Source organism: Yaniella sp., assembly GCF_030453185.1.
In the GTDB taxonomy this organism is placed as follows: Bacteria; Actinomycetota; Actinomycetes; order Actinomycetales; family Micrococcaceae; genus Yaniella.
This window is the reverse complement of sequence record NZ_JAKDKW010000001.1, coordinates 118,792-130,940: the sequence shown is the minus strand read 5'-3', so window position 1 is coordinate 130,940 and position 12,149 is coordinate 118,792. Positions and strand designations below refer to the sequence as shown.

Annotated in this window: 10 protein-coding genes; 1 reads left to right on the top strand and 9 read right to left on the bottom strand. The window is 54.5% G+C overall.

What is annotated here, in order from left to right:
* The 8 genes from aroC to L0H14_RS00445 all read right to left on the bottom strand — a co-directional run.
* Positions 1-859, bottom strand: an 859-nt coding sequence (gene aroC / locus L0H14_RS00480) for a chorismate synthase (protein WP_301421289.1), incomplete at its 3' end; no start/stop codon positions are given.
* Positions 860-929: 70 nt separating this feature from the next.
* Positions 930-1,823, bottom strand: coding sequence for a shikimate dehydrogenase (locus L0H14_RS00475; RefSeq protein ID WP_301416580.1), 894 nt, complete (start codon positions 1,821-1,823; stop codon positions 930-932).
* On the bottom strand, positions 1,824-3,326 hold the full coding sequence (mltG, locus tag L0H14_RS00470) for an endolytic transglycosylase MltG (protein WP_301416582.1): 1,503 nt from the start codon (positions 3,324-3,326) through the stop codon (positions 1,824-1,826). It lies immediately after the preceding gene.
* Positions 3,316-3,837, bottom strand: a complete 522-nt coding sequence (ruvX, locus tag L0H14_RS00465; protein ID WP_301416583.1) for a Holliday junction resolvase RuvX — start codon at positions 3,835-3,837, stop codon at positions 3,316-3,318. Before ruvX ends, mltG begins: the two co-directional genes overlap by 11 nt.
* 37 nt (positions 3,838-3,874) lie before the next feature.
* A complete protein-coding gene (alaS, locus tag L0H14_RS00460; protein ID WP_301416585.1) occupies positions 3,875-6,562 on the bottom strand; it encodes an alanine--tRNA ligase in 2,688 nt (895 codons plus the stop codon).
* A 74-nt stretch (positions 6,563-6,636) separates the two neighbouring features.
* Complete coding sequence (locus L0H14_RS00455) at positions 6,637-6,960, bottom strand: hypothetical protein (protein WP_301416587.1); 324 nt, start codon at positions 6,958-6,960, stop codon at positions 6,637-6,639.
* Positions 6,961-7,119: 159 nt separating this feature from the next.
* On the bottom strand, positions 7,120-7,746 hold the full coding sequence (rpsD, locus tag L0H14_RS00450) for a 30S ribosomal protein S4 (protein ID WP_301416589.1): 627 nt from the start codon (positions 7,744-7,746) through the stop codon (positions 7,120-7,122).
* A 219-nt stretch (positions 7,747-7,965) separates the two neighbouring features.
* Positions 7,966-9,378, bottom strand: a complete 1,413-nt coding sequence (locus L0H14_RS00445; protein WP_301416591.1) for a replication-associated recombination protein A — start codon at positions 9,376-9,378, stop codon at positions 7,966-7,968.
* Between the two features lie 56 nt (positions 9,379-9,434).
* Between L0H14_RS00445 and dtd the strand changes: the two genes are divergently transcribed.
* Entirely contained in the window at positions 9,435-9,899 is a 465-nt protein-coding gene (dtd, locus tag L0H14_RS00440) for a D-aminoacyl-tRNA deacylase (protein WP_301416593.1), read from the top strand.
* Between the two features lie 29 nt (positions 9,900-9,928).
* Here the strand turns inward: dtd and L0H14_RS00435 are convergent, their stop codons facing one another.
* Positions 9,929-12,139 carry a UvrD-helicase domain-containing protein gene (locus L0H14_RS00435; protein WP_301421287.1) on the bottom strand — a complete coding sequence of 737 codons (2,211 nt, stop codon included), beginning with the start codon at positions 12,137-12,139 and terminating at the stop codon, positions 9,929-9,931.
* Positions 12,140-12,149: the final 10 nt, after the last annotated feature.

Here is a 12,149-nt window from a genome sequence, read left to right as displayed (position 1 = left end):
CATCAGAATTGCGAATAATGGCGTCGTGAGCTTCCGAGCCCACACGGGCCGCAGTGTCGAAACCGTCCCCGCTCTCTACACCCTTCATAGCCTGAATACCCATCAGAGCACCGGCAAGCTTCGAGTCCAGTCTTCGGTCCCAGTGAATGTGTGAGCCCAAGCCAACCGGGGCATTATGTACAAGCACTTCGGTGACTCCCCCGAGCGTTTCACCGGCTTTCTTGGTCATATCAACGGCTTCAACCATTTGAGCAGAAACCTCAGGGTCTAAGCAGCGCAGGGGATCCGCATCGAGTGCTTCGACGTCACGAGCGGTTGGAAATTCGTAACCATCGGCGAGTGCAACCTCGCCCATCCGCACGGTGTGGGAAACCGTGGTGATCCCCAGTTGTGCAAGAAAATGCTGTGCCACACGGCCCAACGCCACTCGCGTCGCGGTTTCGCGGGCAGACGCGCGCTCCAGCAGCGGACGCGCCTCGTCGAAACCGAATTTCTGCATCCCGGCCATATCGGCGTGGCCGGGACGAGGGCGGGTAAGGGCGGCATTGCGAGCCAGTCCTTCGATTTCTTCTGCCGCCACCGGATCCGGATTCATTACCTTTTCCCACTTTGGCCATTCGGTGTTGGCGATATGAATGGCCACCGGTGAGCCAAGTGTCACGCCATGACGGACACCAGAAATAATGGTCACTTCGTCTTTTTCAAATTTCATGCGCGCGCCTCGACCGTATCCCAGACGGCGGCGTAGCAACGCTTCTTGGATGTCTGCGGTGGTGATTTCAATACCAGCCGGCAGTCCTTCAATAATTCCTACGAGTCCGGAGCCGTGAGACTCTCCTGCAGTTAACCAACGCATCATACGCTCGATTCTTTCATGTCCAGCGCGTGAGCGCTTACTTCATGTCGATTTCTGTCCACCGACAAAGTTGCTAGTGATTGGCAAAACCAAGTGCTGTAGCCATGCGTTCCGTGACTGTCTGCCAATCTATGTCCTCGTGGTTATCCAAGAGTTTTTGGGTAAACAGTTTGACCTGCTCCACGCCTTGGTACAACAACATATCTAAACCGGATGCAACGTTAGCTCCAGAAGCTTTCCACCGCGCAGCGAAAGCGGTTGGCCACGGTTCATAGATGACGTCAAGCAACGGAGGTAGCCCGTGTTGAGGTAATTGCTGTGCAAGCCAGTCTGTCGCGCCTGCAGGCAGTGTGGCGACCATGGCACGGTGTCCTTGAACAAATTGCGGCAAGTCGGTAAGCAATTTGACCTGGGCCTCAAGCCCAAACCGCTGCGCCACAGCGAGAGGCTCTTGTGCTCTTTGTGGGTTCCGCACATACAGGACAACGGCGTCCATTCCCATTTCTGCTGCAGCAGCTATCGCCGCTGATGCAGTACCTCCAGCACCGAGAATTCCCATCGAGCCGCCATCATCTGACGGGGAGTCCTCCAATGTCAGGGCACGACGAATACCATCGACGTCGGTGTTGTATCCCAATGGGTCACCGTGGCGATCAAACACCACCGTGTTCAGCACACCTAAATGTGCGACACGGTTCGATACGTTGCACATGTGCGGTATCAATGCGGCTTTCAAAGGCATTGTTACCGAAAAACCTGCGATGTGCCGTGTCGAACCATAGCGCTGGGCTAACGAAGACATGAAGTCATCGGCTTGTACTTCGGTCAATTCCACGCGTTCATAGTTGATGGGGACACCCAGAAAGGAGTATGCAGCACGGTGTATGTCCGGAGATTTAGAGTGCTCGATCGGTGAACCAAGCACCGCTGCCTGGAACGTTTCGCGGATCATGTTTACTTCTGACAATTAGCCACGCCCACAAATATCGGGGTTCTCATCGCAATACTCACGATATTCCTGCTGGTATTGCCGGTGTTGCTCGTAGGTGGTGGAGAACTTTGTTTCACCGGTTTCGATATTGGTCGTGATCCAGTAGTAGTTATCTGAGTCATTGGGCTCCGCCGCAGCATCAAGCGCAGCGATCGATGGTGCACAAATGGGGCCGGGTGGCAAACCACGATGCTGGTACGTGTTGTAGGGGTTGGATTCATCTTGACGGTCTTCAGCAGAAAACTGCAGCTGGCGTACGCCCATGCCGTAAATGACTGTGGCGTCGATTTGCAAATATCCAGCGGTCTCCGAGTTGGAACGGTCGAGACGGTTTTCAATAATGCCTGCGACTTCTTCAAAATCTTCGGTCCTGGCTTCAGCTTCCAAGATCGAAGCGATCGTGACGATCCGTAATTGCTCTTCAGGATCCTCAATCTCAAGGCGTTCGAACTCATCCATGGTCGGTTCGATCATTTGTTCCAGAATCTCTTCCAGTGAGGCACCTACCGGGAAATGGTACTCGCCCACCGCGACATATCCTTCTAAGGATGGTGCATCCTCAGGCAGCCCGAAGTTCGTTGGCTCAGCCGCCTCTTCGATTTCATCAGCGCTGTAACTAGTTTGCTCGGCTATGCTCTCATAGACATCGTCGATGCGGTGGCCTGAGTTGATGTAGACGTAGTGTTGGCCTTCTGCGTCTTCCCCAAAAAGAATAGAAGCCGCATCGCGAGCTGGCATTTCCTCACGGAGCGTGTATTCACCCGGTTGGATCTCCGAGGAACTGTCGGAAGCTTCAACGGCATCTCGAAATGCCTTGGTCGAGGCCACGATGTCATGCTCAACCAGACGATTCCCGATGACGATAGCACCTTCACCTGAGTTCACTTCGAACTGAACTTCCTTACCACCCGGGCCCGGGTAGTCATTATTCGTCCAGCCAACGAGCTGGCTCACGCCGAGTCCAACGACCACCAGCAAACCCAGAAATATCGCAAAGCTACTGAGCATGATGACGGTACGTCGACGTTTACGGACCTTTCGAGCCTGCAACGCCTCTTCATCAATTTCTGGCGCTGTTTCACTGCCGTCTGCCACGAGCATGTAGCCCAAAAGACTCTCCTGAGTCTCGTCCTCAGCAGGTTCCTCTGGTGAATAGAGTGCGACCTCGGATGCCAGGTCTGGATAGTCCCGTGTATCTTCAGGCAACGGGTAAAGATCGCCTAGGTCCTCATTTTGACCGGCATCGTACCGTCCCGAAATGAGTACGTCATCTTCGGATGAATCAGTCGTTGGCTGCTCTGAGGCGTCCTCAACGCTGTGCGATAAGTTGTTCTCACCCTGGCTAGACTGTCCATCAGCAGCGCTCCGAATACCACGCGCGCGGCGGGCTTGTTCTTGGGCTTGCTCATATTCGCGTCGCTCACGTCGGCTCATGAATTGCGGGAGAGGAGACTCACCAGACAGATGTTCATCCGTCACTGTTGTCCTCCTGTTCCGCAGAGACCAGGGTTCCAGTATCGGCACCCGTATTGTTCTCTAACATCAGAGCATGTTCCAAGATAGCCACTGCTGCAAGTTGATCAATAACCGAGCGCTGGTTTCGGGATGAAACTCCCGCTTGGTGAAGCTTTTGTGATGCACTAACAGTAGACAAACGTTCATCAATCAGACGAACTTGAGTCGAAAGTTCTGCCGCAGCCAAGAGGTGTGCCAATTGCCGTGCAAACAAATGTGCGTCATCCGTCGAGGCGGTCTTTTTGCCTCGCAGGTTAATAGGATCGCCAACGTATACACGAACGGCGTTTCGTTCAGTCGCTTCTGCAACGATCCGGTGAAGATCGCTCAGATCATCGGCATCTCGCTTCAAAGTGTCTATTGGTGTCGCCAAGATGCCAGCTGGGTCCGTTGCGGCCAAGCCCACCCGAGCTCGACCGACGTCTACGCCGAGGCGAGAACCGTACAACGTCTCGCTGTCGTTCATTGTTGTCATGAAATGTACTAGTTACCGTATCGTCGTTTCATAGTCATTATGCCGTTTCAACTTCTTGACGGATACTCGCCAGGGCCTCATCGAGCTTCGTGACGTCCTGTCCCCCACCTTGCGCCAGATCAGGTTTTCCTCCACCGCCACCGCCAAGCATTTGAGAAGCAGCTTTGACGAGATTGCCGGCCTTCAAACCAAGAGCCTGAGCGCCCTCGTTGACGGAGATGACCACGAGGGGTCTGTTATTCGATGTGCCTACCATGCCAACAACAATATTCTGATTTCCAGCTTTCGTGAGACGATCTCGAAGATCTAGCACGGTTGAGCGCAAGTCGTCAGCGCTGGATATGTCACCCAAGTTATGGGTCAGCAGTGTCACCTGCCCAACGGTTTCAGCTTTGTCGACAAGTTGACCGGCCTGGGCCAGCATTTGTTGTGCACGAAGTTCGGCGAGCTCTTTTTCGAGCTGACGGAGTTTATGCAGCGTTTGCTCCACGCGCCCTGGAATGTCGGCTGTCGGCGCTTTGAGCATGGTCGAAAGCTGATTGACAAGCGTCCGTTCAGCGGCAAAATGGTCGAATGCGTCCAGCCCTACAAGCGCTTCCACACGGCGAATACCCGAGCCAACGGACTGTTCATTGAGCAGCGCCAGCGTACCAATTTCAGCGGTATTGGTGACGTGGGTTCCGCCGCACAACTCACGAGACCATGGGCCGTCAATTTCCACGACTCGAACCCGGTCACCGTATTTTTCACCGAACAGGCTCTTCGCACCCATGGCCTGAGCATCTTTCAAACTGGTTTCGATCGTATTGACGAAGAAGTTGTCGCGAATGGCGATATTTGCTAATTCTTCAACCTCTTGACGCGCTGCATCAGACATTGCGTCCTGCCATCGGAAGTCGAACCGTAAGTAGCCTTCTTTGTTGAAAGAACCTGCTTGAACCGCATCTTTACCGAGGATCTGGTGCAGCGCGGCGTGAATGATGTGGGTCGCCGAGTGCGCTTTTTGAGCGTCGAGACGACGCCGTAAATCAATGGCACCGACGGCCTGTGCTCCCGCAGGAGCTTCGCCTTCGCGAATGGTGCCCTGATGTACGGACAGCCCATTAATGGGTGACTGTACATCTTGGATCTCGATAACGAATCCGTCGCCGGTTATTAATCCGGTATCTGCAGCTTGTCCACCAGCTTCAGCGTAGAACGGGGAAGCGTCCAGAACGACTTCTACCTGCTGTCCTTGCTCCGCAAAACCGGCCTCCTCGCCGTTGACTAACAGTGAGCGGATCTGAGATTCGGTGGTGTGTTCGGTATAACCGGTAAAGACCGTATCCTGGCCAGCATGCGCTTGGTAGTACAGACTGGTATCGGCGTGACCTGTCTTTTTTGCCTTCGCGTCCTTGCGTGCACGTTCACGTTGTTCTTGCATCAAGTCCGTGAACTTACTCTGATCCACCGACACTCCGGCCTCTTCTGCCATTTCTAGGGTCAGGTCGATAGGGAAACCAAAGGTGTCGTGGAGTTCAAATGCCGCGTTGCCCGATAATTGTGTGCCGGCTGCTCGTGCCTGCGCAACGGAAGATTCCAAGCGTGTGGTACCTGCAGCGATGGTGCGCAAAAATGCGCGCTCTTCTGCGTAGGCAATGCGTGAGATTCGTTCGAAGTCTTCTGCAACTTGTGGATAGGTCCCGCGCATCGCATCGCGTGAAATCGGAAGGAGCTCCGGGAGCACAGCATTGGTAACTCCCATGAGTCGCATCGCGCGGACTGCACGACGAATCAAGCGACGCAGCACATAGCCACCTGCTTCGTTGCCGGGTACAACTCCGTCGCTGATCAGCATCAACGCTGAACGAATGTGGTCGGCGATATATCGCAACCGCATATCATTGGCGAAATTTGGGTCCTCGGCGTCTTCCGTTGAAGTGTAGGTCACACCGGCAAGTTCAGCGGCCCGGTCGAGGACCGGGCGAACCTGGTCGGTCTCATACATGTTCTCGACACCCTGCAAAATCATGGCCAAGCGTTCTAGCCCCAGCCCGGTGTCGATGTTCTTGTTGGCAAGCTCGCCAGCAACGTCGAAGTCAGCTTGACTACGGACATCGGCCAGCTGATACTGCATGAACACCAGGTTCCAAATCTCGAGGTATCTGGTGTCATCTGCGGCAGGTCCCCCGGCATTGCCATATGCGGGACCGCGGTCATAGAAAATTTCAGAGCACGGACCGCCCGGACCGGGTTGGCCTGTGTGCCAGTAATTGTCTTCTTTCCCTATGCGTTGAATGCGATCTTCTGGCAGTTTTACGACATCGCGCCAGATGCTATATGCCTCTTCATCTTCGGTATACACCGTCGCCCATAAACGCTCTGGATCGAGGCCGTATCCGCCGTCTTCCTGCGGTGTGGTGAGCAGTTCCCACGCCATGGTGATGGCGCCTTCTTTGAAATAATCGCCAAAGGAGAAGTTTCCAGCCATCTGGAAGAACGTGCCGTGGCGGGCCGTTCTCCCAACCTCTTCGATATCGGCGGTCCGAATGCATTTTTGAACCGATACAGCACGAATATACGGTGGCGTTTGCTGACCCAGGAAATACGGAATGAACGGGACCATGCCAGCGACGGTAAACAGCAAGGAGGGGTCGGGAGAAACCAACGACGCCGAGGGAACTACGCTGTGGTCGTTCTTTTCAAAGAAGGCATTCCAACGGCGGGCAATTTCATGTGTTTGCATAACTGTTTTCCATCACAACGTAGAAACCGGGGGTCACACCGGCTGAAGGGCAAAAAATCTTTTGGAACTAAACGTTATTCGGCGCGTTCCGCAGTCACGTCGGTGACTTCGCCTTGCAAGGGCTGAACTTCCTCGTAGTTCTCTACGACAGGAGGAAGAGCCTGCCCACGATTCAGCGCAGGAATTTGTTCTCGCACGGTTGAAAAGAAGCCGCGTGTTGACTCCACGATAATATTGGCAGCTCCCTCGCCGATTGTACGACCCAGGTTCTCTGGGGCGAGTGATGTACGCAGGGCTTCTTCAGCACGCAGCGCCGCCTCGTCCCGACCTTTGGACAACTTGGAGTGACCGTACCACCCGATTGCAGCACCTACGCCGACAAGTATGACTCGTTTCACAACCGCCAACCCTTTCTGTTTCGTAACCGTACTTACTCTACCAATCCAGAGTTGGGATGGGCCATTGAAGTCGATACTTTAGGAATCAAGACACCACCGGCCCGGGGCCTTGCCGAAGCAAGATCCACCGAGCCGGTATGTAAGTGTAGAACTGTGTGCTTAGCGCGAGTAGTGCTCGACGACCAAGTTTTCTTGGATCGAAACAGGAATGTCGGCGCGTTTTGGCTCACGAGCCAAGGTTGCACGAAGCTTGTCGATTTCTACATCGAGGTAGCCTGGCACATCTGGCAGTACTTCCTGGTGTGCACCAGTTGCAGCGATCTGGAACGGAACCATAGTTTCGCTGCGTTCAGCAACGTGGATCAGCTGGCCTTCGGAAACCAAGAAGGATGGACGATCCACACGCTTGCCATCAACCAAGATGTGCTGGTGAACAACCATCTGGCGTGCCTGAGCAATGGTGCGGGCAAAGCCTGCACGCAGCACGAGGGCATCGAGACGGGATTCTAGGATTTCAACCAGATTTTCACCGGCTAGACCAGCGCGACGACGCGCTTCGTTGAAGTAGCGCAGCATCTGGGCTTCACGAATGTTGTAAATAGCGCGGAGACGCTGTTTCTCTTTCAGACGGACCGAGTAGTCAGAATCGGCACGACGACGTGCACGACCGTGCTGACCTGGACCGTAAGGACGGCGCTCCATGTACTTTTCAGCTTTAGGGGTGAGCGCAATGCCGAGTGCGCGTGAGTGGCGCACTGTGCGACGGGTACGTAGACCTTTTGCCATGTTTGTGGCTTCCTTTTCTTGTCATACGGTATCGATTGGTTTTGTATCATCTTCACGACAAAGCCGACTAGCCATTGATGTAGATGAATCCTGGCCTCTGATGTCACTGTTTTCCAGAGAGCTGAGGGTTATACCGCCAACCGTCATAACTACCATTCCTACAACTGGGCAGAAACGTGCCAGACAAAGGGATAGCTTAGCAGAAGCCGACCTGTCGACCTAATCGTCACTCGTCTGATCGGGCGTTTGCGGTGCTGGAGGTTCGTTGCGCAATACAGCACGAAGTCTGGCGACGCGTTCCGAAATCATGTGTTCGTGACCATTGGTCGTTGGCTGATAGTACTGCCGGTCTAAAAGTTCATCTGGTAAATACTGTTGGGCCACGATGGAATGCGGGTAGGAGTGTGGGAATTTATAACCCTCACCGTGCCCGAGTGCCTTCGCCCCTGCGTAATGTGAATCGCGTAGGTGTTTTGGCACAACTCCCGCCCGACCTGCTTGGACATCAGCTAGTGCAGCGTTAATACCGTCGTAGGCTCCAGGCGATTTTGGTGCAGTCGCCAAATGGACCACCGCTTGGGCAAGAGGGATGCGCCCTTCCGGCATGCCAATGAGCTGGACCGCTTGCGCTGCCGCGACCGCAGACTGTAGTGCCGTAGGGTCAGCCATTCCGATATCTTCCGATGCGTGAACAATCAGGCGTCGGGCAATATATCGTGCGTCCTCACCGGCATGAATCATTCGCGCCAGGTAATGCAAAGCCGCATCAACATCGGATCCTCGGATCGACTTGATAAATGCTGAGATGACGTCGTAATGCTGATCGCCATCTTTGTCGTAGCGCAATACCGCTTGGTCCATGGCTTGAGCAGCATGTTCGACGGTCACCACTGGTGACTGTTCTCCCGCAGCCTGATCGTATCCAACACCGGCAGCTGCTTCCAAAGTCGTCAGGGCTCGCCGTGCATCCCCCTGAGCCATTCGAATCAAATATTCTCGGGCCTCGTGCTCGAGCTCCACCGTGGCATTGAGTCCGCGTTCATCGGATAAGGCCCGATCAATAAGCTCACCGATATCGCCGTCGGTTAGCGGTTCAAGTGTGAGCATGATCGACCTGGACAGGAGCGGAGATATGACCGAGAACGACGGATTTTCAGTGGTTGCAGCCACGAGCACAACCCAGCGATTCTCTACTCCCGGCAAAAGCGCATCCTGCTGAGCTTTGTTGAATCGGTGTATTTCGTCCAAGAATAAGATGGTGGTACGGCCGTAGAGATCTCTATTGTCGAGGGCTTGTTCCATGACGCGTCGAACGTCTTTTACACCCGCAGATATCGCAGATAGCTGTACAAACTTTCGATCCGGTGCCTGGGAGATCACATGGGCAAGGGTCGTTTTACCGGTACCCGGGGGCCCATACAGCATGATCGAGGAGGGCCCCACACCGGCAGGGCCGTTCGCTTCGGTCAGTTTTCGCAACGGCGAACCGGGGGTTAACAAATGCTGTTGGCCCACAATCTCGTCCAGGGTTCTGGGACGCATACGCACCGCTAAGGGAGCGGCAGCCGATACGTTGGTTGAGGAATCTGGACGATCATTGTCGTCGTGGGCCGAGGAGAACAAATCTTGCACATCCCCTACTCTAATGATTCGGCCACCCGGGCAACACCACAGCTACACTTGAAGCCATGCGTGCAGTCATCCAAGTCGTAACTTCAGCCAGTGTCACCGTCGATGAAAAAGTGGTGGGTGAACTCCCCCGTCCAGGTCTCATGATCTTATTGGGAGTACACGTCCACGACGGCGAGGAACAAGCCGATGCCCTGGTCAATAAGATCGTAAATTTGCGGATTCTTGGAGACGAGCAATCTGCGGTGGATCTGAATGCGCCTGTCATGGTGGTCTCGCAGTTCACGCTCAACGCTGATGTTCGAAAGGGCCGTAGGCCATCCTGGTCAAATGCTGCCCGCCCTGAACAGTCTGAGCCACTGTATGAATATTTCGTAGAACAGGTCCGAGCTCAGGGGCTTGAGGTTTCCACCGGCGAATTTGGAGCAATGATGGACGTTGCTTTGGTGAACAGCGGACCGTTCACGCTGGTCATTGATTCCGATGATCTAGCTGCTCCGCGCCGCGGCGGCTCGTCTAGCTAATTGACGATGAGGATGTCCTCGTAAAGACACTATGAAACTCGCGTGAGATAGCCAGACACCTCGCCAGCCCAAGTGATCACCAGTTCATCACGTGCGCGGGTTGCGGCCACGTACAACAGAGACCGTTCTCGAAGTTCGATATCGTGCTGTTCAGACTCGGGCAGGTCGGCAAGTTGCCAAGCAGCTGGTATCTGGTCTGCACCAGCCCCGATGATAATGGCACGTTCGAATTCCATGCCCTTGGCGCTGTGCATGGTGATGATTTGTACAGCTGAATCGGAACCCGTATTAGGTGCCAACGCTTCATCATCCCGTAGGCCGCGTTCCACTTGGTCTTTAATGCGTTCGCTGCGAACCATCACGCCGATGGCATCGGGGGCAACACCATCGTCTACCCAGGAGCGGATGAACTTCGCAGCTTCCACAATTTGTTGACGAAGCGACCCAGCAGCAACCAGATGAGGCCGTGGGCCTGAGCGCACGGACTGATATCCAGATGCATCTTCCGGTATATCTTCTAAATCGGTGTAGTCTCCCCCGTCCAACACTCGTACCGCCAACGCAAGGTTTTCGGCCGTTGTGCGGTAATTCAGCCGCAGTCGGCGTGCACGACCAACGATATTGATGCCGAAGCGCGATAGCGGAACTTTCTGTCCGTAGATTCGCTGATGTGAGTCCTCGGCGATAAACAAATCGTCCGGCCCCTCTGGGACGATGGCTCGCAACATGGCCCAGTGGCCACTGTGCAGGTCTTGTCCTTCGTCGACCAGCACATGGTCAGCTGGCAAGGAGACTCCCTGCGTGGCACGGTCTTCTAAGATGGCGGCTGCAATCGTGGCAACTTCGGGAAACGTCACTTGGTTATTCAATTGCTGGTCACGCCGGAACTGGTGAAACACCTTCCATAATTCCTTACGCTGCTTCCGCCCCAGTGCTGTACCTCGTCCCTTTCGGTTGGCGCGGACATATGCTGTCTCATCGACAATCCGGTGTGCCAGCACAACCGAAACATACTCTTGTTCTAGGAAGCTAGGATGACACAGATCCTCGGCAAGATCTGGTTGCGCAATTCGTGCAGCAGTTTCGAAGGCTTCGTGGACGTTCAGCGTTCGCCCTGCTAGGGAATTGGCTGTTGGTCCCAGAACCTTTTGCGTGGCTTCAGTAAGCTCTTTTGGTTCTGTTTGAGCAACAACCTGGGCGGCTATTTGGTCGAGTCCCAGGACAGCGACACCAGGTGTCCCAATGCGCTGTACTTGTTGCACCGAGGCATCAAGTTTCTTCAATTGGGATTGTAAAGACTCCGCGAGTACCTTTGTGAAGGTCGACAAGATAATGCGTGCCTGCGGGTATTTCTTCGCTAGATTGCGAGCGCGATGCACCAACACCACGGTCTTCCCGGTTCCTGCTCCCCCAGATAGCCGGTAGGCGCCTGAGGTGTTTTGTTCGGCAAAGCGACGCTGTTCGGGGTGGAGAAACACCCGCCAGCTATCAAAGTTTTTCGATTCCAGAGCGTCCTTAAGCTCATCGGGGTTGTCTCCAACATAGACGAAGCCGACCGATGCCTTGCGCAGAGACTCTGCAAGTTGAGTTTCTTCATCGCCGGCCTCGAGCGGTTCCAGTCCTAGTTCGTCTTTGATCTCCTCAAAGTCTCGCCCATTGGCAAGACCCAGAAGGACGAGGCCTTGAGCTTCGGGGGCGTCGTCTATGACTGCATGCAGCTCGGACATTGTGGTGGCGGCAAGTGCCTTGGTAGCTCGTTCGGAAGCAATACCAGCTTCTTGGACGAGGGTCTCTTGTGTCCAGTGTTTCCCAAGATGGTTCTCCCAGTCAGGTTCGGAAGCGACCGGTTCTGGGTTTTCCGGTGCGACAGCCGACTGCTCCGCCGTGGGAGTGTTTGGTGTCGCAGGAATTTTGGGGACATCTTCATCGACGATTTTCTGGAACTCCGGCACGCCCAGTGCCAGGTTCATCTTCAACACGTGGCTTCTGGCAATTTCAATAGCCTCATCGTGCGGGTAGGTCCCCATATAGACATAATGGTTTCCCATATCTGAGGTGATCTTGTAGAGCACTGCTCGCCATTGTTTATTCACCCGACCGGTTCTGGCGCGGTCATCACGGGCGTTCACCATGGGTTCAATATGCAGGCCCAGGGTCGTGTCATCAGCCTGCAGTTTGTGTAAGAACTTATAGGCCGCTTGATGAACCGAACCATCCAGTTTGTTCTTGTGATTTGCCATAGTCACCATA